Source organism: Bacillus cereus group sp. MYBK14-1 (assembly GCF_051916885.1).
Taxonomy (GTDB): Bacteria; Bacillota; Bacilli; order Bacillales; family Bacillaceae_G; genus Bacillus_A; species Bacillus_A cereus.
In genome coordinates this window covers 584,637-608,784 of the sequence record NZ_JBQAHM010000003.1, presented here as the reverse complement: position 1 = coordinate 608,784, position 24,148 = coordinate 584,637, and the positions used below count along the sequence as shown (strand labels likewise).

Genomic DNA, 24,148 nt, shown 5'->3' with positions numbered 1-24,148 from the left:
AACTTCTCATTTTTTTGAAAAGCCTTAGGTTTATTTGGTGCGCCCTTTTTTAGAAAAACACCCCTTATTTATACAAAAAATCCTCCTTGACTTCTCATAGTTGGTCTTTCATTTTTGTAAGCGCTTATAAAATTTTATCATAAGATTCGGAATTATTTAACATCTGTTTCTGTGAGAAATAGAAAAAGCCCCTATCGGAAAGTCCGATAGGGGCGAAAGAATCGCGGTACCACCCTATTTGTAAGTGAAAATATACTTACATCTCAATTAATGATAACGGAAAAATTCCGTCTTTTCCTTCATGCATAAAAGCACTACGAAAAAGAAGCTCCAGAATTGTAATTCATACTTATATATGTGCTAATTTCCACCGACCATTAGCTCTCTGTAACAGGGATATAAGATACTACTGCGATTCTTTCAACGCGTATATATGAAATTGTGTAAGAGGATGGACGCAAAAAAGTCCCTATCGGAAAATCCGATAGGGACGATAAAAATCGCGGTACCACCCTATTTGTAAACAACTAATTGTTTACCACTCACTTTACGATAACGGAAAGATCCGTCTTTCTCTTCATGCATAAAAAGCATTACGGGAAAGAAGCTCCAGAATTGTAATTCACGCTTGTATATGTACTGATTCGCACCAACCATCAGTTCTCTGAGACAGTGATATAAGTCGCTACTAGTATTCCTTCAAAGCCGATATATAATTCGTTCAACTAAACTATGTTTTGTATTATAAAACTATATTAAAAAAATTGTCAACAAAAATTTTTTATCCCGTGTTAATGAGCAGTAAAATTCCTACCTCAAAATTCGGTTGGAGTAAAGAAGTGAGATGGGAGATTAACTGCCCGTAACTCCCGATTGGTGAAGGCTAATAATCAGTGGGGATGAACGAAATCTCCACTGATTAAAGTTTCACTTTATTTCACTTCTAAATTAACAGTTAAATTAGAGGTATTGCCAGCTGCATCAGTTGCTACAATGTGAATAGTATTTTTTCCTTCTTGTAATTGAGTACGATCGAAATAAATGTCATAGCTTTTCTCCCAAGGGTTCAGGAATGCCTGGTCCCATACACCATTTCCGTTAATTTCATATTGCATTCTCACTGGAATACCAGGTGCTATCCAACCAGATTCTGACATCCAATCTAATAGAATATCATCAACTTTTCCTTTAATTACGAGATTTTCTTGGTCAACTTCGTATGTTAACTTAGGTGCAGTTCGATCAAGAAATACAGCAGCTGTTTGTTTTGTTTCTCCACCAGAATTAGAAGCAACTGCTTCGATTTGATATAGCCCGTCAGCTAAAGGAGTGCCATCGGCTTTTGTACCATTCCATTTGAAAGGTTTGTATCCAGGAGTTGCATTTTTAGCTTGATGGATAATCCCTTGATACGTTACACGTTCTTTCGTAACTAAATTTGCATGCAATGTGACATCATCCACAGGCGCAACTAAATAGTAGTTGATGAGATTATCATCTAGTACGTGGTCGCCATTTGGGCTAAAAGTAGAATTAATAATTTCAAGTCCATCGATACGTTTATAATCTTTAGGATCGATACTAAATGTGAATGGAATTCGAATTTCTTCTTTTGCCCCTTGTTCTTTTACATATACATTTCCAGTATACACACCTTGTGGTAGTGAGCTATCTACATTGATAGTAAATGGTTTTTCGGTACTACTATTTGGTTGTATGCTAATCGATGAAGGGACAGAAGCTCTTACTTTTGTGTTTGCATCTAGTAATTCCACACGAGTTGAAAAACTTTTCTTTTTACTAGAAAGGTTTTGTAATGTAACATTTTGCGTCAGTTTTACTTTTCCGCTATTGGGCTTAATAAGACCGAAGCTGACATTGTTAGGTTTTACTAATACATTTGTTTGAGCTGCTTTCGGAATGTTAATTAAACCAGATCCTTGTGCCATAACAGGGTATGCATTTTCATTGACATCATGTAATGTTTTGGCATTGTTGGCAAGAGCCGCTTTCAATTGTTCTGTCGTCCAATCAGGATGCATTTGACGCAAGAGGGCAACCGCTCCAGCTACTTGCGGAGCAGCCATAATTGTTCCGTTATGCGATTCATAGCCGCCTCGCGGTACTGTACTAGTAATTTGTACTCCAGGTGCAACAACATCAGGCTTTATTAGCCAACTTCCTTGTGATGGTCCTCTTGAACTAAAGTTACCGATAAGTTCTGTTTGCTTTGGTTGTCCAATTTTTATATTTTTCTTTCGTTTTGTAATTAAAGTTTTTAATTCTTCCCCATTTGTATTTGATAATTGCATTACTGGGACAGCTAGATGTTCACGTGAAAAATATTCCGGCATCATATTAATTTCTTTTTCGCTAGAGATTAATAACACACCAAGTGCCCCAGCTTGCTTCGCTTGTTCTGCTTTTACTAATGTACTAGAAGTACCTTGTAAAATAAGTGCGAATTTCCCTTTCACATCTTGTTTTGCATAATCACTTGGATTGCCATAACCAACGTATACAAGAGGGGAATCATTTCCTATTGGAAAATCGAATTTTGATAACGGTAACCCTTGATATGTTTTGCTGGAACCAGCTACTTGGAATGTTGGAAACGGGATAGAAACCGTAGATGCTCCAACAGAAATGACACTACTTGCGTTACCGGGAGCATCAACAGACCAAGGTTTTGGTCCGTCATTTCCATTTGAAACGACAGTAGTAACACCAAGTTTCGCTGCTCGTTCTAACGTTAATGTTACAGGCTGATCAGGTACATTTAAATCCTGCCCAAGGGAGAGGTTTAACACATCCGCACCATCTTGAATCGCTCGCTCAATCCCTTGGATAATATCATCTGTTGTACCAGTTCCACCGTCATTCATTACACGATAGGCTAGAATAGAAGCGTTTGGAGCAACGCCTTTAATTTTTCCGTTACCAGCAATAATTCCAGCTACATGAGTACCATGTACGTTACCATCCATTGGATCGCTATCTTCATCAACCGTGTCATATCCACCGATATAATTTGCCTTTAAGTCAGGGTGTGTATAGTCTACGCCAGAGTCGATAATGGCTACTTTCATGCCTTTTCCATCAAGCGGTTTGCCAGATGGATCTTTTAAATTCCACGCTTCAGGTGCACCAATTGTCGGTCCACCGATATTTGGTGCTTCTTCGTTAGTAGTACTTTTTGATGTTTCATGCAATTTATATGTTAAGTTCGGATAGACTGCTTTTACTTCAGGTAAAGAGGCAAGAGAGGTAATTTGATCTCCAGGAACTGAAATAGAGAATCCGGAAAATAACGTATTATACACTTCTTTAATTTTTGCACCAGGTGCTTTTTCTTTTATTTTCTTAGTCGTATCTTCTTGTGCTTTTTTGAGCTCAGCATGATAAGACTGCGCATTACTATTTTGTAAATCTGGAGCATGCTGAATATTACTTTGAGCAGCGAGAGGTGCATGTTGCAATTCTACAATTACTGATATTTCTTTTGTTGTTTTCGTTTCAACATTTTGAGCAATTTTATGTTCTCCCCACTGTTCAATCGTTGTTTTTAATTGTGGACTAAATTGCTTCTCCTTTTGTAGTGATTCAGCATGAGCGCTTAAAGCTCCAAAACTAGAAAAGACAAGCCCCATGCTTAATAGTGTAGATGTAGTTTTTTTCATTGATACTCCCCCTAATAAAAAGGTGCCAATATTCAGAAATGTAATCTTACATTTTAGTTAGAAATTATACATATAAATGTTGGCTAAACTATACTTTCGACATAATTCATACCAATCCTCTATGAATTGAAAATTTCTTGGGGGATTTTTTCTGATTATGTCGAATCGATATTTTTCACATATTGTAGGAAGAAAGTGAGGAATGCTATGAGGGAAATGGAGTGATGGTATGAAAAGGCTAATAGTAAGTGGTAGTGTAGTGTTGTTTATGTTTTTATGTTCTATCGCTATTACTAGCGCAGAAAATAATAGTGTGAAAGTTGCTTTTATTCGTCATCATAACCTTTGGATTAAAGTTGATGGGAAAGAAAAACAACTTACAAAAGGAGAGAACATAACAGGGCCAAAGTGGTCACATGATGGAGAATGGCTGGCATATGTAAAAGGGGAGAAACAAAATATTCTTGAGTTATATCGGCTGAAAGATGGAAAGAAAGTTACGCCGTTTCACTCAGAAGCATCGAATTATCAATGGTCACCAACAGAAAATATAATTGCATTTATATTTACAGGTACATTACATACATTTGATGTAGAAAAAAAGAATGCAGATTTTGAAAATGTATCGGCTGGTGTAGGGGATTATGCATGGTACCCCGATGGAAAGAACTTTCTTGTATCCTCTGAAGCGCACTTACTTCCAACAGGATGGACAGGGGCTCAGCTATATGAAGTGCAAAAAGATGCACATATGAATCCTCACAAAATGAAGCATTTGTATGCATTGCCAAATGAACACGATGATTTCCTAGCGCTAGTAGCAAGTGGCTTTAAGTGGTCACCAGATCAAAAGTGGATTTCATTTTTAGCAGTACCGACAGCTTCATGGTCAGCTGATAGTAATACGCTTTGCTTAGTTCGTGCAGACGGCAGTCGGTTTGAAAAAATAGATCAAATGTTATTAAACGCACAATGGTTTCAATGGGCACCATCAAAAAATATATTAGCTTATATTGAAGGGAGCGGAAGAGTTGCATTAGAGAATAAACATTTGAAAGTAAAAGAATTGCCAGCACTTCAGCAGAACACATTTACACCGAAAGGATATGTCGATTGGGATTTTACATGGAAGAATGATAACGTAATTATCGTTTCACGAGCAAAAGAGGCGGGAATAGAAACTCCACCAGAAAAAAGACCACTACCATCTTTATATGAGATCGATAGTACAAGCGACGAACAACATCGAATCACAAAGCTACCTCATAGGCAAGGAGATTATCATCCGCTCTTCATGAATAAGAGTAATCAATTAATATGGATACGTTCAGACCGTAAGAAAGCGGATGTATGGCTTGCTCATAAGGATGGAAAGCATGAAATGAAGTGGATTGAAAATATAGATGTACCAGAATGGTATTATGAGAAATGGAATTGGGGAAATGTTATCTCGGTAAAAGAAGAATAAAAAACTGCCTAAAAGATTGTTTTAGGCAGTTTTTTACTGTTATTTATGTGTTTTATTTGGCTTTTTTTTCGCTGGGTTTCCGTTCCCTTGGCGCTTTCTATTTTGTTCATCTTTTGCTTGTTTTTCATGTAGTGTATCTAAAAATTCATTCGAGTTACTCATGTTTATATCTCTCCTTTCATTTTGTCATGATTACTATAACCATTTAGGAGGATAATCATGAGTTAGAAGTTAGGCACTTAATTTTCTTCGATAATGTAAGTAAAATATTCCATACATAACAAATAGCATGAGTAAAACTTGTAACTCTACATTTTCTTTTAAAATAGCTGCGATAGTGTCTGGTAAGTACGGTGATTTATCGTTTGTGCTTAAACCTAACCATTTATTTAAGAGGCTAATGGTACAAAACATAAAAACACCGGACCAGCTTGCCATAATTGCTTTTTGCTTAATTTTTGTTTCACGTTCATCATCTGTAATCCAAGGATTAGCAGTTTTATCCCGCATTAACGGGCAGTAAGACCCCCACCTCAAAATTCAGCGGAGGCAAAGAAGTTAGGTGGGGATCAACTGTCCGTAAAAGCCCGATTGGTTCAACTAATAATCCGTGGGGGGATGAACAAAACCCCCACGGATTAAAGTTTCACTTTATCACTACTAAAAAATCCATTTATGTATCCCCATATAATCATTCCAATTAAGATGGTTATCCATTTTATATTTTTTGATTCACTTCTCCCTTGTAAAAAGTATTTTACATATCAGTTTTTCATATAGCAGGAATAAAGTATGAGATAGGGAAGAAATATGTAAGAGGATTTCATAATGAGAGGAGGAAGGGGATGAAAATCGTCTTTGTTCGGCACGGGGAAGGAGAACATACAAGGGATTTGCCATCAAGTTTAAAAGTGCTTCATCCGCCATTGACGGATGAAGGAAGGAATCAGTCTAAATTACTTCAATGCAATGTGCCATTACAAGAGGCGGATATATTAATTGCTAGTCCTACACTTAGAACTTTGCAAACGGCGACAATATGGAGTGCGAAAGTTGCTTGTCAAAAAATCGTTCATCCATATGTATCTCCGCGTATTTTTCCTTATCGAGAAGAAGCGAGAACATTACCGTGCGATTATATAGTAGATCAGGGAATGATAACAAAGTTATTTCCGCATTTTTCGATAGAGAAAAGCTCAAATAATCAGTTATGGAAGGAAGGTATAAACACTATTTCAGAGAATAGTTTTCAGCAAATAGTAGATAAATTTCTTCTTTGGTGTTATGAACTGGGTGCGGAAAGAATTTGCATTGTATCTCACGATGGAACAATTACAGCATATAGGCAATATTTACAGAAAGTCGTTTTAACTAGATCAGATTTTTTGAAAGAAACGGGCATATATGAAATGGATTTATCCCATAAAATTCTGATTGATAAGGGCTGATTATAGGATGGGGGTTGTATGTTGAATGTTGCACTAGTAGTTGGTTTTAATTCGGATTTAGAGGCGCAATCAATCCGAGCATCTCTTGAATATTTTGGTGCAAGGGTTGTGACATATTGGATTGGTAGACCGAAAGATTTTGTGGAAGTTCTTTCTGGAAAGAACTTATTTAACGATATTAATTATATTATTTTTTGCTTTCATGGTGAAGAAGGGAAGTTTGTCATGGAAGAGTTAGGCGAAGAAGTATATGAACAAGATGAACCGAGAGGGTATTTTGGTACAGAAGAAATTTATAAATATGCAAAATTGCATAATACACATATTGTAAATAGCGGGTGCACGTTAGGGGAGCAAAATCTAGCAAAATCTTTTTTACATAGTGGTGCGAAATCATATATTGGATCGATTGATTATGTAGATGGAAATGCAGCACTTATGTTTACTATACGCTTATTTTATGGGGTTATTAACCATGGGAAAACGTTAGAAGAAGCCTTTCAAGAAGCGAGTTTAATTGATGAGGAGACACATACATTTCGATTCTATAATTAGTGTGAAACACGTTTATTCTATATTCGAATAAACGTGTTTCACATTTAACTCACATTTTTTTTACATTTTTTTCAATGAAAATGGTTATCACTTGTGGTATGATATGTTCAAGTTTTTACAGGTAATAAAAGTTACTATATAAACGTTAGTTTTTAATGTTTCATACGCATGTCACAGATTATTCATAATTAACGTTTGAAAAATAAGTAACTAATGTTATTATATTATCTGTAACTAACTTAATTACAACTTTAGGAGGAAGATATGGTTATTCAATTTTTAAGAGAAAACAAAGCAGTTTCTTTTGCATTAGCAGTAATTCGAGTATATCTTGGTTACACATGGTTAATGGCTGGAATCGGTAAACTACAAGGAAAAGGATTCGATGCAACAGGTTATTTGCAAGGGGCAATTGAAAAATCTAAAGGTGCACAACCGGCTGTTCAATCTTGGTGGGCATCATTCTTACAAGAATTTGCAATTCCAAATGTAGATTTGTTTAATACACTTGTAACATGGGGAGAAATTTTAGTCGGAATTGGTTTAATTGTAGGCTGTTTAACAAAAACAGCGGTCTTTTTTGGTCTTGTAATGAACTTTTCCTATATGTTTAGTGGGTCAATTGGTGTGAACCCTGAGATGGTTATCTTATCTATGTTTGTTCTTGTTTCCGGTATGAACGCTGGGAAATTTGGAATGGATGGCTTCGTTATCCCGAAAGTATTAGGATCAAAAACTCCAAAACGCCAAAAGCAAGCTGCTTAATATATGAAAACGGGTATCTCATTTTGAGATACCCGTTTATGTTATTTTTCAACTTTAATCGGATTGTTTTTAAAGAAATCTTTTACATACCCGACAAATTCTTGTGGTTCTTGGCGAAATGGTGCATGATAACCTTTTTCAATAATATGTAAAGTGCTATTTTTTAAGAATTGATGATACGTTTCTCCTTCTTTCCAGGAAACGCTACTATCATTTCTGCCCCATATAATTAAAGTTGGCTGTTTTATTTCATTTGCATTAATTTTAAGACGTCTAGGCCATAATTTCATTTTATTATAATGCTCTTCATCATTACGTTTGAATTTCACTTTGCTTTCATCATAATCTGTAATAGAAGAAACGGCATTTAAATCAGTCGACAATTGTGGTTTTGGTGAGCCTTGTTTATTAACGAATGTATGAGGGCCACCTGTAGCATCAGTTAAAATAAGGTGAGAAACTGCTTCAGGATATAAATATGTTAAATTTAGAGAAATTTCTCCCCCCATGGAATGCCCCAGTATTGCGAATGAATCATACCCTAGTTTTTTCATTAATTTATAATACAAATTTGCATGAGTTGGAAAAGAATAATAAAAATCCATTGGCTTAGATGAGCGCCCGAATCCTAAAGCATCTACAGAAATAATTGTATGATCTTTTGCTAAATCGGAGTAAATCTTTTGAAAACCATCTGATGACCCTCCAAAGCCATGAATCATAAGTAAAGGTGGTTTTTCATTACCAATCTTTTTAAAGTAAATGGTTTGACCATCTATTTCTACCATTTTTTCCTCGGTAGCTAGTTTCGCTGTAATTGTATTTTTAACTTGTTTTACTTGTTCTACTGGCTTTTCTGCTGCACTACATCCTACTAATAGTGTAAGAGTAAGACAACCTACCATAAAATAGCTAAATCGCTTCAATTAGGTGTCTCCTTTCTAACATAACGCTGTATCTATCATAGCAAATAGCATATTACGATTTCCAGGAAGTTGGCTACCATTTTTTATCATAAGAGGTGAAAGGAGCATTTCTTGGAAATTTTCTGTTTGAAGAAATTGACGAAATGTAAATTGTGAGTGTGGAACATCAATTCGTACTATACCATTCCAACATTCACATATCTTTTTTAATAATTGGATAGCATCTTCTTCTTGCTTGGCGATAAGTGGATTGATACATAATATATTGCCCTTTTGTATGCATAATGAAAAAGCTTCTATACAGTTATTTCTTTCAATTTTAAAAGAGTATACGGCCCTTGGTAATAGCAAAGAGTAAAGTAGAGAACGATTCATACCAGTTGCAATTTGATCCAGAGAAGTAAGAGATATAAGGTCTTCTTCTTGTACTTGTTGTAAGTGAGAAGGATACGTCTTAATAGTCTGCTTTTCAAAACGATGAATCGTTGTTGCTGTTTGAAATCCACATGATGTGTATAGAGGTTCGCCAGCTTTTGTCGCAATAAGTGCAATGGGTTGTTTTGGATGAATTTGTTCCAAGCAATGATTTAGCAACATGCGCCCTAATCCGCGTCCTTGAAAATTAGGGTGAACGATTAACATACCAATGGAAGCGAAGTTACTTGGAAAGGGAAATACTCCTCCAGTCGCAATGAGTTTGTTTTCATGAATGTAACCTACAAGTGTGCCGATAGAAAGATACATTTCGAATTGTTTTTTCATAAAAATTTCATCGTGTAACCATCCAACAGATTTGCAAAGATTAAGTAATTCAAAAATAAAAGACTCATTTAGCGTTACTATTTTCATAAAGGCTCACCGCATTTCTATTTATTTTCATAAAAATAGAGTCAAAATGTAAAAAAAGAGATTTACGTTAAATGAAATCCAACTTGTTTATATTTAAATTGTAAAGGGCGAGATGATTGATACAAAAAGACAAAGTTATACAAATTATAACTGATATTTACATAAGTTAACAAAAAATTTACATACAGCTAATTTTCTCTTAATAGTCTTCCATTAAATTTGATAGTGGGAAATGAATAACCTAATTAGGGGGACAAGACAGTGAAAAAGTTTGTGAAAAAAGCATGGCCATTTGCAGTTGTGGCATCATTAGCAGTTACTTCGGTAGCAACATGGAATTTTACTCGTTCTAGTGAGGTTAATGCAGATGAGAACGGAAGCAATGCAAAGATTAAAAATGTTATCGTATTAATTGGGGATGGTATGGGCCCTTCATATATGACGGCTCACCGTTATATGAAAGATAATCCAAAAACCTTTGAAATGGAATCTACAGAATTTGATAAGCATCTTGTAGGAACACAAAAAACATACCCAGAAGATGAACATGAAAATATTACAGACTCTGCATCGGCAGCAACAGCTATGTCAGCAGGGATTAAAACATATAATGCTGCAATTGCAGTTGATAATGATAAAGCGGAAGTGAAAACAGTTCTTGAGCAAGCGAAAGAAAAAGGGAAATCAACGGGACTCGTTGCAACTTCTGAAATTACACATGCAACACCAGCTGCTTTCGGTGCGCATGACATTAGCCGTAAAAATATGGACGCAATTGCAAATGATTATTTTGATGAGAAAATTAAAGGGAAGCATAAAGTAGATGTTATGCTTGGCGGCGGCGTAAAGAACTTTGTTAGAAAAGATCGTAATCTTACAGAAGAGTTCAAGAAATCTGGTTATAGCTATGTAACGGATCGAGATCAATTGTTAAATGATAAAAATGATCAAATTCTTGGTTTATTTGCACCAGGTGGATTAGATAAAATGATTGACCGTAATGAGAAAACACCTTCATTAGAAGAAATGACTAATGCAGCAATTGAGCGTTTGAACAAAAATAAAAATGGTTTCTTCTTAATGGTGGAAGGAAGTCAAATCGACTGGGCTGGACATGATAATGATATTGTTGGTGCAATGAGTGAAATGGAAGACTTCGAAAAAGCTTTCAAAGCAGCGATTGAGTTTGCGAAAAAAGATAAAAATACGTTAGTTGTTGCAACGGCAGATCACGCTACTGGTGGATTATCTTTAGGTGCCAATGGTGAGTATAACTTTAAAGTAGATCCAATTAAAGCTGCAAAGCGTACACCAGACTTTATGGCAAATGAGATTGCAAAAGGTGCAAATGTAGAAGAAACATTGAAAAAGTATATTGATTTACAATTAACTCCAGAAGAAATTCAAGCTGTAAATGATATAGCTCCTTCAAAAGATGTAACAAAGATTGATAATGCAATTGAAGATATTTTCAATAAGCGCTCGGTTACAGGCTGGACAACGGGTGGACATACAGGGGAAGATGTGAACGTATATGCATTTGGTCCAGGTAAATACTTGTTCTCTGGCGTTCAAGAGAATACAAATATAGCGAAACGTGTCTTTGATATTGTTGGCGGCGGCGATCCGAATAAAGGAAGACGCTAATTAAGAGCGAAAGTGAGGCGAAATGCCTCACTTTTCTTTTTAGGAGTTGGGAATATGAAAAATTTATTTAGGAAATTAAGATTCCTTTTAGTATTTGTAGTATTACTAGTTGGATGTCAACAAGAAGAGAATAATGTAGAACAAAAATCTACTACTAAAAAAACTGAGGAAAAGGTACAAATAACAAAAGAAGAAGAGAGATCTATTCAAGATGTTATTCATACATTTGTGCGAACGACGAATGAAAAAAATCTTGCAGAACATATGGAGTTATTTTCAAAGAAGATGCCTAGTGCTGAAGACTTAAAAACACAAAAAGAAGCCGCATTTCAAAAGGGAAATAAGAAAATTGAATTGGAACATATAGATATGAAAGTTAGTAAAGTAGGGTATGTTATTGTTGAAACGAAAGAAAAGGAAGTAGACGACAGTATCACTCTTCAAAAGAAAGTACAGTATGCCCTTGGAAAAGAAGAGGATAAATGGAAGATTGAAGAGGTTCGAACAATAGAGAAAAAATAACGTGAAACTTTAATAAGTGTAGGAGTCGTACTTCCCAAAATGGTAGAAAAAAGGTTCTCATTGGCGAGAACCTTTTTTTATAGTGGTAGCATAATTTGATTTGAGCATGCCTCAATATCATCAATATCTTGACGGATTGTGGCCATTTTATTATCAAGATCTTCAGCTTTCATTGCTGCATCATGTAGTTCATCTTTTAAATACTCCGGTATTTTCCCTTCATATTTATAATAAAGTTTGTGTTCTAAACTTGCCCAAAAGTCCATTGCTAGTGTACGTAACTGAATTTCTGCAAATACATCTTTTGTACCAGAATTTAGTGATAAAGGGTATTTAATAATCATGTGTAAACTTTTATATCCGTTTCGTTTTGGGTTAGCGATATAATCTTTTACTTCTATGACTTCCATATCTTCGCGTTTTTGAATGACTTCTTTCAAATGATAGATATCTTCTACGAAGCAACATGTAATACGAATACCAATAATATCTTGTAAATGTGTTTGAGCGTTTTCAACTGTTGGTAATAAGCTTTTGCGCTCTAGTTTTTTAATAATACTTTCAGGTTGTTTTAGTCTTGTTTTTATATGTTCAAACGGGTTGTAATCCTCTAGAAATTGAGCTTCCCGGTTCATAATTTCAAATTTAGTTTTTAACTCTTCTAAAGCAAATGTATATGGTAATACAAAAGCTTTCCAGTAGTTAACTGTTGATTGATTATATTCCATTTATATACACACCTTTTCCTATTTGCAAGTGAGGTCGTTATTATACTAAATACCAAATCATATAAGCGCAAGCAGCAAATGATGAGATCATAAAGCGATATTTAGTTTTCATACTTTCAACTCCTTTCGAGTAAGATTTTATATAAATAAACGTGATTGTTAATAAGTTCACTATGTACAGTTTCTATAGTAATAGATTCGTGTGAATTTCGTATGAACTAATTGTTTCAGCTTTTTGTCTTTTTTGCTGTTAATCATAATTATTATTCGGATTTAAAGTGTTTTTATTTGATTTATCTATTTGTATAAATTAATGTATATTTGAATTTATAGTTATTGAGGAGGATATATGGTGAACTTTGAAGAATTAGCAATCGCTAGACGTTCTGCAATGAAATTTATACAAGGTATAGAAATCCCTAATGAGGATTTTAAAAAAATATTTGAGTTAACTAAGCTTTCTCCATCTTGCTATAATTTGCAGCACACACATTATGTTGTAATTCGTGATCAAGAGCGAAAAGAAAGATTAAAAGAATTAGCTTTCGGTCAATATAAAGTATCGAGTGCATCAGCGGTAGTGCTCGTTTGTGGTGATAAAAAAGCATACCAAAATGTTGAAAATATTTACTTCGGTATGAAAGTTTTAAAAATGATTGATGAATGTGAATATGAAGATACAATTAGGCAAACGAAAGGTTTATATGAAGGAAAAGGAGAGCGTTTCATGGAGGATGAAGCGATTAGAAATGCTTCGTTAAGCGCGATGACTTTTATGTACGCAGCTAAATATTATGGCTATGATACATGTCCAATGATTGGTTTCGATGAAAAAGCAGTACAAAGTGAATTAAATATGCCGGAGCATATAGTACCTGTTTTAATGATTACGATAGGAAAAAGTGATATGACTAAAACTCGCCCACGAGGATATCGAAAGCCGATTAGTGAATTTGTTACATACGAATCGTTTTAATAAAGTGAAACTGTTAATTAGTGGGGGTCTTACTGCCCGTTAATGCGGGACAAAATTTATTTAACTATAAAAACAAGGGGATTCTAAATGGAATCTTCTTGTTTTTGCAATTGACAAATAGAATGAAGTTTTATAATATATAAATCGTAATCATTACGTTTTAGTTGCGATCTTTGAAAGAAAGGAGAATTAAATATGCGTGTAAATATTACATTAGCTTGTACGGAGTGCGGCGATCGTAATTACATTTCTAAGAAAAATAAACGAAACAATCCAGAACGCATCGAACTAAAAAAATATTGTCCACGATTAAAGCGAGTAACGTTACATCGTGAGACGAAGTAAAAGACTAGAGATATCTCTAGTCTTTTTTTTATAGTTCCTTGGTTTTGTTTGTTATAATTACCTTAAAATGTAATAAAGGGAGCGGTATGATGAATCAAAAAGATAAGGAAAGAAAAGAGCGAGTGGCTCATATTATTAACATTCCAGATGAATATAGTCTTGTTGTAGATGATCAAGAAGGGGTTGATGACCCGTATCATCTATTATGGTGGGAGCATAAAGAGGATCAGGAGAGAACGATACAAATTACATTGAATAGACATACTGGTAATTTAATTGAATTTAGGATAGATGATGGAAATTATTTTTCGAGTGATAAGGAAGTTATAGAGGAGAATAGGGTAAGAGAGATTGCAAATGTATTTATAAAAAAACATGTGGAAGAAGGATTAGAGTTTTATACATATGTAACTATCCAGGATGATTGGCGTGGCTGGAAAGAAATAAATTATATGCAAGAAGTAAATGGATATCCATTACCGGATACAGGATGTGTGGTGCAAGTGCATCCTTCAGGGAATGTTGTGAATTTTCATTATAACGGACGAGAAAGCATAAAAGAAAAGCCGTTATGGCCAAGTGAGATTGTTGAGGAGAATATCGTTTTAGACAACTTAAAGGCCAAACAAGATATGAGGCTTGTATTTGTAGATTTAACACATTCTTTATGTAAATATGAAAATGGAGAAGAAGTAAAAGGGTACCACCTTGTGTATGTACCAGAACCTAGTCATGTATTTATTGATGCAAGTACAGGTAAAGATTTATTTGGACCAGATCATTATAAATTACCGCCAACAGTGGCTGTTAGAAAACAAAAAAAAGGTAGCCAACAAGATGATGTATTCGATTTATTTGACTGGGATAAAGAAAGTTTTACAAAAGTAGTTGAGACGGAAAATGATGATGAAATAAGGATGAAATTTGTTCCGAAAGAGGAATTACAAAAACAGAAAGAAGAAAAGAATCCATATTTAATGAATGAATTCTTTAACAAGCATTTACCGATGTTGAAATATAATAATTTAGTTAGCGTTACAATTGATAAATTAACCAATGAATTAACTGGTTTTATAAAACTGACAGATGATAAAGAAGTAAAGCAAATACTGTCTAGAGAGGAATGTTTACAAAAAGCACTTCAATTTTTAGAACGAGTTATTCCAGATATCAAACAATATCTGCGTCTTTGGGAGGAACGTGAAGCAGAAGAAGATGGGATTGAAAGATTTATCTTTTCTGTATATATAAATGATATTCCGGCAGAGTATAACCAATTTATGATCAACATCAATGCAGAAAATGGTGCTGTTATGCACTACTCGGGGGAGTCTAGCAACTTTATAAAAAAATTACTTACATATGAAACAACACCAAGAGTAACAAAAGAAAAAGCGTTAGAAATATACAGAGCGGCTATCCGAGTTAAATTAGAATGGTTTGTAGATCATGATGCAGAGGAAACGAAATACAAACTACTGTACAAACAAACGACAGATGAAAAACATAAAGAACCTTTTGATTGTAGTCGGGAAATTCGTTATATTGATGCCCAAACTGGGAGAAAGATTTGGAGTAAGTAAAATAAAAAGAGTTATTTTTCAAAGAAAATAACTCTTTTTATTTTTATAATTTGCCTGTTCGCTTTTCAAAAGTAAATGTGATAGGAAGATTGGAATGAGAACTATCACTTTTAAATATTACTTTCCATTCTTTAGTATGGGCTTTAATTTCAAAATTAAGAAGATTTATCGCTCTACGTTTATCTATTTCTAAAAACATATTATGAATTTCTGGTTCTTGCTGTAAATTAAGAGCCTTTAGTGTGACTGTAAATGTGAAAAAATTCTGCCCTTCATATACTATTTTTGATATTTTTGTTTTTTGTGTATTTAACAGCACATAAAAACGGTCTGATGGAGTTAATTGTACAGAGTCATCAGTAATTTCATTCTCGCTATTATGAAGTTCAACTAAGAAAGATGTACTATGGGAAGAATCTTTTTTGCTTGTAATCTGTAATTCAGTAGGAATCATCGGTATTTCATAAAAGTCATTCCTTATTATGTTATTGTAATCCTCTGAAAATTTACGGACTTCTTTTGGAAAAGAGTCTTCTTGTGTACTTAAAAAAGTTTTATGTTGCTTTGGAATTTTTTTACTAAAATTTAATGTTTCTTTAAAGTAATAATTGGATCCAGTTAAAAATAAAAAACTACAAATTAATAAAAAAATTCGATACAGATTTTGAAAATGAAAGAACAATAGTATACATGTAATAATTCCAATTACATAGAAAATAAAGATAAGTAGTTCTAGTTTTGAGTGAAACGAGAAACCATAGTTATGAAAAAATTTTATTCCAGTTATAATTTGAGCTCCAAAAAATAAAGAAATTCCAAATTGAAAAAATAATAAATCAGGCCCTCTTTTAATAACAAAAGTAATGAACGAAATGAAAAGTAAAAATACTCCTAAATAAATTGTTACATTTAATAATCGTTCTAATGTAATCATGAATAATGTCCCCTTTAATAGCATATTCATATATAAATAACAATTTTATATAATTATAATATAACAATAAATTATTTTAAATATTGGAAGTGTTGAGTTTTATAAATAAACTGTACAGACACAAACAACCTCACGCCCACATACACATAATAAAGACCACTATTTTGGCGGAGGTGAAAGGTTTGAGTCTATTCGCCGCAATTGGATATATGGTTCGAGAAGTGTTTGTCTTTGTTTCTTATGTGAAGAATAATGCGTTCCCGCAGCCGTTATCATCAGATGATGAGAGAAAGTACTTAGAGTTAATGGAGCAAGGTGATGCTCAAGCGAGAAATCTTTTAATTGAACATAATTTACGGCTTGTAGCTCATATCGTTAAAAAATTTGAGAACACAGGAGAAGATGCAGAAGATTTAATTTCAATTGGTACGATCGGGCTCATTAAAGCGATCGAGAGCTATTCTGCTGGAAAGGGAACGAAGCTTGCGACGTATGCAGCACGCTGTATTGAAAATGAAATTTTGATGCATTTACGTGTACTAAAGAAAACGAAAAAAGATGTTTCACTTCATGATCCGATCGGGCAAGATAAAGAGGGCAATGAAATATCGCTTATTGATATATTAAAATCAGAGTCTGAAGATGTAATTGATATGATTCAGCTTAGTATGGAGTTAGAAAAAATTAAAGAGTATATCGATATTTTAGACGAAAGAGAAAAAGAAGTGATTGTGAAACGTTTTGGACTTGGGCTAGATAAGGAGAAAACACAGCGGGAAATCGCTAAGGCGCTTGGTATTTCTAGAAGCTACGTATCACGGATTGAAAAGCGTGCTTTAATGAAAATGTTCCACGAGTTTGTAAGGGCAGAGAAAGAGAAAAAAGCGAAAGAGTAAAGTGTATTAGAAGCAGCCATATTTAAAATGGGCTGCTTTTCTTATTGTAAATAAGAAAAGAAAACGCGTTATGCTAAGAAGAAATACATGTTCACTGTTGAAAATGACGGATTCTATCTGTAATATTAGAAGGTGCTAAATAATTTAAGAATAATACCATACTTAGTTTTCTGTATGTATAATAAGGCTGCTTTATATGATATGTGGGAATAAGAACCAATTTTACATATGATATAGAAAGAAAAGAAGGGAAAACTAAAGTTATAGACTGATTAGGGGGTTTCGCAATTTGCGACGTACATTATATCGACTTATGATAGAACTTACAAATGGTCGCTTTACTTCTTATATATTACGTAAATTTGCACAATCTCGTTTGAGCTCTATCATTATTCCATCGTATGCGAAAGTTTTTCAAATTAATCAAGATGAGATGGAAAAGGGTTTGAAGGAATATAGAACATTGCATGAATTATTTACGCGTAAGCTAAAAGAAGGAAAGCGTAGTATTGATACAGATGCATCGAGTATCGTTAGTCCTGTTGATGGTGTTTTTGCAGATCAAGGTCCTATTGAGGATACAAAAACATTTGATATTAAAGGAAAGCGTTATTCGATTGTGGATATGCTAGGTAATGAAGAACGTGCAACGCGATATGCAGGCGGTACATATATGGTAATTTATTTGAGTCCAAGTCATTATCATCGCATTCATAGTCCGCTTTCTGGTTCTGTGACTGAAAGATTTGTACTCGGTAGAAAATCATATCCGGTAAATGCAGCTGGTATGGAATACGGGAAAGAACCACTGTCAAAAAATTATCGTTCTGTTACAGAAGTAAGCAGTGATGGCGAGCATATGGCTCTTGTAAAAGTAGGTGCCATGTTTGTTAATAGTATTGAGCTTTTGCATGAGAGAGACACTGTTCAAAAAGGTGAAGAAATGGCATACTTTACATTTGGTTCAACAGTTGTGTTATTGTTTGAAAAAGATATGATAGAAGTAGTGCAGGAATTAAAGAGTGGACAAGAGCTTCGTCTTGGTCAAAAAATAGCTACTCGCTTAGCTCATAAATAAAGAAAAGCTTTTATAACCGTAAGTAAGAGTTATGGGCAAAGATACTTAATGATGAAATCCCCTAGATGGGAGTACTTGTTTATTCGAGAGCCATCGTAGGATGGCTCTTTTTACAGGGCATCCAATAAATTATCCTTTAACTGTTTAATTGGTAAGGGCTGATTAAACTTTCACTTTATATGTAATCAAGATGATTTGACAAGCTTGTCCTCTAATGAGCGTCTAATGATTTCTTGTTTTATAAGTAAAATGAAGTCGGGATTTAATTTTAGTTCTTTTGCTTTATAATAAGACTCAGTGAGTAACTCAGTGGATAACTGTTCCATATGTTTTGTTTTCAAGGTGAGTCACCTCCTAATAATATAAGGATTGATTCGTTGATGCATTTAATGTACCAAAAAAATATGACAGTCACAAACGAGTGGTTATCCACATACCTAGGTGGATAAAGTGTGTATAGTTTGTTAGTAAATTCCAAATTAACTGAAAAATTAATGTGGAAAATGTGTACAATTTTATCCACAGGTTATATATCGAAAAATGTTGTCGAAAAATTTTATGAAAAATCCTCAAAGAGGTGAAAGAAATTGAAACTATTTTTACCAAATGAATATGTGAAAAATGTATATCATGTTCAACCAGAAGATTTAAAAAAACGTGGGATTAAAGGCGTTATTACTGACTTAGATAACACTTTAATTGAATGGGATCGTCCCAATGCAACACCGCAACTTGAAAAATGGTTCTTGGAAATGAAAGAGCAAGGCATTCAAGTAACGGTCGTTTCAAATAATAATGAGCAACGTGTAAAAGATTTTGCTGATCCATTAGGTATTCCATTTATTCATAGTGCACGTAAACCATTTGTTCGCGCATTTAAGCGTGCGATACAAGAGATGCGTTTGCAGCCAGATGAAGTTGTAGTAATTGGAGATCAGTTACTGACGGACGTGCTTGGTGGCAACCGAGTAGGCCTTCATACAATTTTAGTTGTACCGGTAGCACAAACGGACGGATTAGTAACGCGCTTTAATCGAAAAATTGAACGAAGAATTATGAAAAATATGAAGAAAAAAGGTTTAATTAACTGGGAGGAATAAAGTTTGACTGAAACAATTAAATGTATTGGTTGCGGTGTAGAAATTCAAACAGAAAATAAAAACGAAGTGGGGTATGCTCCTGCCTCATCTTTAGAGAAAGAACAAGTTATTTGTCAACGTTGTTTTCGCTTGAAGCATTACAATGAAATTCAAGATGTATCGTTAACAGATGATGACTTCCTACGCATTTTAAATGGAATTGGAAAATCAGATGCATTAGTAGTCAAAATTGTAGATATTTTTGATTTTAATGGTAGCTGGTTACCTGGCTTACATCGTTTCGTAGGGAATAATAAAGTATTACTTGTTGGAAATAAAGCTGATTTAATTCCAAAGTCAGTAAAACATGATAAAGTAAAACATTGGATGCGCTATAGTGCAAAGCAGCTAGGATTAAAACCAGAAGATGTCTTTTTAATTAGTGCAGCGAAGGGACAAGGAATCGCTGAACTAGCAGATGCTATTGAGTATTATCGCGGCGGCAAAGATGTTTATGTTGTTGGATGTACGAATGTAGGGAAATCGACATTTATTAATCGTATGATTAAAGAATTTAGTGATGAGACTGAAAATGTAATTACAACATCTCATTTCCCAGGAACAACACTTGATTTAATTGATATTCCATTGGACGAAGAGTCTTCTTTATATGATACGCCAGGTATTATTAACCACCACCAAATGGCTCATTATGTTGGAAAGCAAAGCTTAAAGCTTATTACACCAACAAAAGAAATTAAGCCGATGGTATTCCAATTAAATGAAGAACAAACGTTATTCTTTAGTGGATTGGCACGTTTTGATTATGTAAGTGGTGGTCGTCGTGCATTTACTTGTCACTTCTCGAATCGCTTAACAATCCATCGTACAAAGCTTGAGAAAGCAGATGAATTATATAAAAATCATGCCGGGGATTTACTAAGCCCACCAACGCCAGAAGAATTAGCAAATATGCCTGAGCTAGTGAAATACGAATTTAATATTCGTGAACCTAAAACGGATGTTGTATTCTCTGGATTAGGATGGGTTACTGTGAACGAACCAGGAGCAAAAATTGTTGCACACGTACCAAAAGGAGTAAGTGTTTCACTACGTAAATCTTTAATTTAATATGGAGAGGGATTTATGAAACAATTATATGGTGTAATCGGAAATCCAATTGGACATTCATTATCACCCGTTATGCATAACGATGCATTTGAACACTTGAATATGGATGCCCATTATCATGCGTTCCTTGTTGAAGAGGAATTGCTAGGGGAAGCAGTAAGAGGTTTAAAAGCATTAGGTATTTCAGGATTTAATGTAACAACTCCGCACAAGGTTGCTATTATGGAGTATTTGGATGAGATTGACCCATTGGCAAGGAAAATCGGTGCAGTAAATACAGTGGTTCATAAGGATGGAAGATTAATTGGCTATAACACAGACGGGATTGGTTTTGTTCGAGCGCTGCAGTCAATTAGTAATGAACCACTTCAAGGGAAACGTATTTTGTTACTTGGTTCAGGTGGTGCTAGCCGAGCTATTTATTTTTCTCTTGCTGATGTAGGTGTAAAAGAGATTGATGTAGCCAATCGTACAGTAGATAAGGCAAAGGAACTTATTGCTGCACGTACGGCCGATGTTAATTCTGTTGCTTTGTCGTTAGAAAAAGCGACAGAAGAACAAGGAAATTATGATATTATCATTCAGACGACAACGATAGGTATGCATCCACACGTAGAACATACGCCATTACAAATTTGTTCGTTAAAAAAAGGAATGATTGTATCAGATATAATTTATAATCCATTTGAAACGAAAATTTTATGTGAGGCAAAAGAGCAAGGTGCAATCATTCAAAATGGTATTGATATGTTTGTTTATCAAGGAGCACTTGCATTTGAAATGTGGACAGGACGCACGCCAAATATCGAGAGAATGAAACAATTAGTTATAGAAAAGCTTGGAGGCTAACATATATGTTAACAGGAAAACAAAAAAGATTTTTACGTGCACAAGCACATCATTTAACACCAATTTTTCAAGTAGGAAAAGGCGGAGTAAATGAAAATATGATTAAACAAATCGCAGATACTTTAGAAGCTCGTGAGTTATTTAAAGTAAGTGTATTACAAAACTGTGAATTTGATCGCCGTGAGGTTGCGGAAGAACTTGCAAAAGGTGCACGTGCTGAAATCGTTCAAGTAATTGGAAGCACAATCGTTTTATACAAAGAATCAAGAGAAAATAAACAAATTAAGCTTCCTCGATAAAAAGACTAGCATGCGCTATTTTTATCGTTTATGCGTAATGATGTAGAGAGCGAAACCAATTGAACTTTTATTAATAGCAACTCTCTTCATTCCTAACCGAGGAGAGTTGCTGTATGTAAAAGGAAGGGGCGTTTCTTTTGAGAAAAATTGGCATCATTGGCGGTACATTTGATCCGCCTCACTATGGACATTTGCTAATTGCAAATGAAGTATATCACGCTTTGAACTTGGAAGAAGTATGGTTCTTGCCAAACCAGATTCCGCCACATAAACAAGGGCGGAATATTACAAGTGTAGAAAGTCGTTTACATATGTTAGAGCTCGCGACTGAGGCAGAAGAGCACTTTTCTATTTGTTTAGAAGAGCTAAGTAGGAAGGGCCCATCTTATACGTATGACACTATGTTACAATTGACGAAGAAGTATCCGGATGTGCAGTTTCACTTTATTATTGGTGGGGATATGGTTGAGTATTTACCGAAGTGGTATAACATTGAAGCTTTATTTAATCTTGTAACGTTTGTTGGAGTTGCAAGACCTGGGTATACATTGCATACACCATATAAGATTACTACAGTGGAAATTCCGGAATTTGCAGTTTCTTCATCCTTATTACGTGAGAGATATAAGGAGAAGAAAACGTGTAAATATTTACTTCCCGAAAAAGTACAGGTATATATCGAGAGGAATGGGTTGTATGAATCGTGAGAATGCACTGCATATTGTCAAACAACAAATGCATGAAAAACGTTATATACACACAATTGGTGTAATGGAGACAGCGATTGAGCTTGCTAAGTTATACGGTGTGGACGAAAAAAAAGCAGAGATGGCAGCTATATTCCATGATTATGCGAAATGTAGAGCAATTTCAGAGATGGAAGAGATTATTAAACGTGAAGATTTGCCGAAAGATTTACTTTGCTATAACAAAGAGTTATGGCATGCACCTGTTGGGGCATACTTAGTAGAAAAAGAAGTAGGCATTACGGATTCTGAAATTTTGCAAGCTATTACATATCATACAAGTGGTCATGAGAATATGACGATGTTAGATAAAGTGATTTATGTAGCTGATTACATTGAACCTGGGCGAAAGTTTCCAGGAGTGGAAGAGGCTCGTAAACTCGCATATACGGATATAAATCAAGCTTTATTATTTGCGTTAAAGAGAACAATTCAATTTTTAATGGAAAAAGATCAGACGATTTATCCATTAACATTCCAAACATACAATGCAGTTATCAAGGAGGAAATGAGTAAATGAACGATAAAGATTTATTAGTATTAGCGGCAAAAGCAGCTGATGATAAGAGAGCAGAAGATATGGTTGTCCTAAATATGCAAGGTATTTCACCAATTGCAGATTATTTCATTATTTGTCACGGGAATTCAGACAAACAAGTGCAAGCAATTGCACGTGAAATTAAATCAAAAGCACATGAGTTCCAAATCGACGTACAACGTATGGAAGGGTTTGACGAAGCACGTTGGGTATTAGTTGATCTTGGAGATGTAGTTGCTCATGTATTCCATAAAGATGAGCGTAATCACTATAATTTAGAGCGTCTATGGGGCGATGTGCCACGTGAAGATATTACAGAAGAGTTAGGCCAATGAAATACGAACAATTTGCATTGTTGTACGACGAACTAATGAATGATGTCCCTTATGATAAATGGGTGGAATTTACAGAGGAAAGTTTACAGCAGGCAGATATGAAAGAGGCAAAAATTCTTGATGTAGCATGCGGTACAGGTAATGTAACCCTGCCGCTTGTGCAAAAGGGTTACGATTTAATAGGTGTCGATCTTTCAGAAGAAATGTTAACAGTCGCTCAGCAAAAACTAGGAGGAGAGGGATACTTTATTCCTTTTTATCAACAAGACATGCGAGAGCTTGATGTTCCAGGTGAGTTTGATTGTGTAACCATCTTTTGTGATTCATTAAATTATGTATTGCAAGAAGATGGAGTACAAGAAACATTTAGAAGAGTATTTCATCATTTACGTCAAGATGGTTTGTTTTTATTTGATGTACATTCTTTATATAAAATACATCATGTATTTCAAAATGAAACGTATACAGTGAATGGAGAAGAAATATCTCTTATTTGGAATTGCTTCCCTGGTGAAGAATCAAATAGTGTAGAGCATGATTTAACATTCTTTGTTCAAGATCCGGAAGAAGATGTGTACCATCGGTTTGACGAATGTCACGTGCAACGTGCATATCAAGTGGAAGAGTTAACGAAATGGCTTGAAGAAGCAGGTTTTACAGTGCTTCGTGTAACAGGTGATTTTGAGCGACTTGAAGTTACAGAACAAACAGAGCGTATTTTCTTCATGGCGAAGAAAAACGGATAAAACAAAAGCAACCGAGAAGGTTGCT

At 34.7% G+C, this 24,148-nt stretch carries 27 protein-coding genes and 2 other annotated features; of the genes, 19 read left to right on the top strand and 8 right to left on the bottom strand.

All coding sequences use genetic code 11. From position 1 onward, the window contains the following. Positions 1–205: 205 nt before the first annotated feature. Positions 206–433 (bottom strand) — a binding site (T-box leader). 50 nt (positions 434–483) lie between these two features. Then, positions 484–712, bottom strand: a binding site (T-box leader). 220 nt (positions 713–932) lie between these two features. Further along, positions 933–3,680, bottom strand: coding sequence for a S8 family serine peptidase (locus tag ACTFR3_RS12840; RefSeq protein WP_440044458.1), 2,748 nt, complete (start codon positions 3,678–3,680; stop codon positions 933–935). Between the two features lie 229 nt (positions 3,681–3,909). Here ACTFR3_RS12840 and ACTFR3_RS12835 point away from each other — a divergent pair, with 229 nt between their 5' ends. Continuing rightward, on the top strand, positions 3,910–5,148 hold the full coding sequence (locus ACTFR3_RS12835) for a TolB family protein (RefSeq protein WP_078385611.1): 1,239 nt from the start codon (positions 3,910–3,912) through the stop codon (positions 5,146–5,148). A gap of 39 nt (positions 5,149–5,187) precedes the next feature. On the opposite strand, the gene ACTFR3_RS12830 is transcribed toward ACTFR3_RS12835, so the two are convergent. Beyond that, complete coding sequence (locus ACTFR3_RS12830) at positions 5,188–5,310, bottom strand: DUF4023 domain-containing protein (protein ID WP_000071866.1); 123 nt, start codon at positions 5,308–5,310, stop codon at positions 5,188–5,190. 69 nt (positions 5,311–5,379) lie between these two features. After that, positions 5,380–5,658, bottom strand: a complete 279-nt coding sequence (locus tag ACTFR3_RS12825; protein ID WP_078385612.1) for a phosphoglycerate mutase — start codon at positions 5,656–5,658, stop codon at positions 5,380–5,382. Positions 5,659–5,993: 335 nt separating this feature from the next. Here ACTFR3_RS12825 and ACTFR3_RS12820 point away from each other — a divergent pair, with 335 nt between their 5' ends. The 3 genes from ACTFR3_RS12820 (at position 5,994) to ACTFR3_RS12810 (ending at position 7,916) form a co-directional block, all read left to right on the top strand. Continuing rightward, complete coding sequence (locus ACTFR3_RS12820) at positions 5,994–6,596, top strand: histidine phosphatase family protein (RefSeq protein WP_078385613.1); 603 nt, start codon at positions 5,994–5,996, stop codon at positions 6,594–6,596. Positions 6,597–6,614: 18 nt separating this feature from the next. Next, entirely contained in the window at positions 6,615–7,151 is a 537-nt protein-coding gene (locus ACTFR3_RS12815) for a hypothetical protein (protein WP_000935633.1), read from the top strand. 264 nt (positions 7,152–7,415) lie between these two features. Beyond that, on the top strand, positions 7,416–7,916 hold the full coding sequence (locus ACTFR3_RS12810) for a DoxX family protein (protein WP_000236592.1): 501 nt from the start codon (positions 7,416–7,418) through the stop codon (positions 7,914–7,916). A gap of 41 nt (positions 7,917–7,957) precedes the next feature. Here the strand turns inward: ACTFR3_RS12810 and ACTFR3_RS12805 are convergent, their stop codons facing one another. Beyond that, positions 7,958–8,842, bottom strand: a complete 885-nt coding sequence (locus ACTFR3_RS12805; protein ID WP_000819807.1) for an alpha/beta fold hydrolase — start codon at positions 8,840–8,842, stop codon at positions 7,958–7,960. 15 nt (positions 8,843–8,857) lie between these two features. Then, complete coding sequence (locus ACTFR3_RS12800) at positions 8,858–9,691, bottom strand: GNAT family N-acetyltransferase (RefSeq protein ID WP_078385614.1); 834 nt, start codon at positions 9,689–9,691, stop codon at positions 8,858–8,860. Positions 9,692–9,952: 261 nt separating this feature from the next. On the opposite strand from ACTFR3_RS12800, the gene ACTFR3_RS12795 reads away from it, so the two are divergent. Further along, positions 9,953–11,338, top strand: a complete 1,386-nt coding sequence (locus tag ACTFR3_RS12795) for an alkaline phosphatase (RefSeq protein ID WP_000714912.1) — start codon at positions 9,953–9,955, stop codon at positions 11,336–11,338. Positions 11,339–11,392: 54 nt separating this feature from the next. Further along, a complete protein-coding gene (locus ACTFR3_RS12790) occupies positions 11,393–11,860 on the top strand; it encodes a hypothetical protein (RefSeq protein ID WP_000792894.1) in 468 nt (155 codons plus the stop codon). 77 nt (positions 11,861–11,937) lie between these two features. Here ACTFR3_RS12790 and ACTFR3_RS12785 read toward each other — a convergent pair whose 3' ends face one another. Next, a complete protein-coding gene (locus tag ACTFR3_RS12785) occupies positions 11,938–12,588 on the bottom strand; it encodes a GTP pyrophosphokinase (RefSeq protein WP_000456230.1) in 651 nt (216 codons plus the stop codon). A gap of 349 nt (positions 12,589–12,937) precedes the next feature. Here ACTFR3_RS12785 and ACTFR3_RS12780 point away from each other — a divergent pair, with 349 nt between their 5' ends. The 3 genes from ACTFR3_RS12780 (at position 12,938) to ACTFR3_RS12770 (ending at position 15,492) form a co-directional block, all read left to right on the top strand. Continuing rightward, positions 12,938–13,564 carry a nitroreductase family protein gene (locus ACTFR3_RS12780; protein ID WP_000245983.1) on the top strand — a complete coding sequence of 209 codons (627 nt, stop codon included), beginning with the start codon at positions 12,938–12,940 and terminating at the stop codon, positions 13,562–13,564. A gap of 195 nt (positions 13,565–13,759) precedes the next feature. Further along, the gene (gene rpmG, locus ACTFR3_RS12775) at positions 13,760–13,909 is read left to right on the top strand and encodes a 50S ribosomal protein L33 (protein WP_001265617.1); all 150 of its coding nucleotides are present in this window, start codon (positions 13,760–13,762) and stop codon (positions 13,907–13,909) included. A gap of 86 nt (positions 13,910–13,995) precedes the next feature. Further along, positions 13,996–15,492, top strand: coding sequence for a YcdB/YcdC domain-containing protein (locus tag ACTFR3_RS12770; protein WP_063220097.1), 1,497 nt, complete (start codon positions 13,996–13,998; stop codon positions 15,490–15,492). A 43-nt stretch (positions 15,493–15,535) separates the two neighbouring features. On the opposite strand, the gene ACTFR3_RS12765 is transcribed toward ACTFR3_RS12770, so the two are convergent. Then, on the bottom strand, positions 15,536–16,456 hold the full coding sequence (locus tag ACTFR3_RS12765) for a hypothetical protein (protein ID WP_002198192.1): 921 nt from the start codon (positions 16,454–16,456) through the stop codon (positions 15,536–15,538). 152 nt (positions 16,457–16,608) lie between these two features. Between ACTFR3_RS12765 and sigK the strand changes: the two genes are divergently transcribed. Both sigK and ACTFR3_RS12755 read left to right on the top strand, forming a co-directional pair. After that, on the top strand, positions 16,609–17,322 hold the full coding sequence (sigK, locus tag ACTFR3_RS12760; RefSeq protein ID WP_000051382.1) for an RNA polymerase sporulation sigma factor SigK: 714 nt from the start codon (positions 16,609–16,611) through the stop codon (positions 17,320–17,322). 289 nt (positions 17,323–17,611) lie between these two features. Next, positions 17,612–18,400, top strand: a complete 789-nt coding sequence (locus tag ACTFR3_RS12755) for a phosphatidylserine decarboxylase (RefSeq protein ID WP_001255003.1) — start codon at positions 17,612–17,614, stop codon at positions 18,398–18,400. A gap of 185 nt (positions 18,401–18,585) precedes the next feature. On the opposite strand, the gene ACTFR3_RS12750 is transcribed toward ACTFR3_RS12755, so the two are convergent. Beyond that, positions 18,586–18,741: a sporulation histidine kinase inhibitor Sda gene (locus tag ACTFR3_RS12750; protein ID WP_000850094.1), complete on the bottom strand. Its 156-nt coding sequence runs from the start codon at positions 18,739–18,741 to the stop codon at positions 18,586–18,588. A 246-nt stretch (positions 18,742–18,987) separates the two neighbouring features. Between ACTFR3_RS12750 and ACTFR3_RS12745 the strand changes: the two genes are divergently transcribed. The 8 genes from ACTFR3_RS12745 (at position 18,988) to ACTFR3_RS12710 (ending at position 24,123) form a co-directional block, all read left to right on the top strand. After that, complete coding sequence (locus tag ACTFR3_RS12745; protein WP_000765314.1) at positions 18,988–19,500, top strand: YqeG family HAD IIIA-type phosphatase; 513 nt, start codon at positions 18,988–18,990, stop codon at positions 19,498–19,500. A gap of 3 nt (positions 19,501–19,503) precedes the next feature. Next, positions 19,504–20,610: a ribosome biogenesis GTPase YqeH gene (gene yqeH, locus ACTFR3_RS12740; protein ID WP_000140799.1), complete on the top strand. Its 1,107-nt coding sequence runs from the start codon at positions 19,504–19,506 to the stop codon at positions 20,608–20,610. Positions 20,611–20,625: 15 nt separating this feature from the next. Then, a complete protein-coding gene (gene aroE / locus ACTFR3_RS12735; protein ID WP_000812075.1) occupies positions 20,626–21,459 on the top strand; it encodes a shikimate dehydrogenase in 834 nt (277 codons plus the stop codon). Between the two features lie 5 nt (positions 21,460–21,464). Further along, positions 21,465–21,758, top strand: coding sequence for a ribosome assembly RNA-binding protein YhbY (gene yhbY, locus ACTFR3_RS12730; RefSeq protein ID WP_000955224.1), 294 nt, complete (start codon positions 21,465–21,467; stop codon positions 21,756–21,758). Positions 21,759–21,895: 137 nt separating this feature from the next. Next, on the top strand, positions 21,896–22,465 hold the full coding sequence (gene nadD / locus ACTFR3_RS12725; protein ID WP_001226046.1) for a nicotinate-nucleotide adenylyltransferase: 570 nt from the start codon (positions 21,896–21,898) through the stop codon (positions 22,463–22,465). After that, the gene (gene yqeK, locus ACTFR3_RS12720) at positions 22,455–23,024 is read left to right on the top strand and encodes a bis(5'-nucleosyl)-tetraphosphatase (symmetrical) YqeK (protein WP_001078477.1); all 570 of its coding nucleotides are present in this window, start codon (positions 22,455–22,457) and stop codon (positions 23,022–23,024) included. The genes nadD and yqeK overlap by 11 nt, the downstream gene beginning before the upstream one ends. Then, entirely contained in the window at positions 23,021–23,377 is a 357-nt protein-coding gene (rsfS, locus tag ACTFR3_RS12715) for a ribosome silencing factor (RefSeq protein ID WP_000998173.1), read from the top strand. Before yqeK ends, rsfS begins: the two co-directional genes overlap by 4 nt. Next, on the top strand, positions 23,374–24,123 hold the full coding sequence (locus ACTFR3_RS12710; protein WP_000873069.1) for a class I SAM-dependent methyltransferase: 750 nt from the start codon (positions 23,374–23,376) through the stop codon (positions 24,121–24,123). Before rsfS ends, ACTFR3_RS12710 begins: the two co-directional genes overlap by 4 nt. Positions 24,124–24,148: the final 25 nt, after the last annotated feature.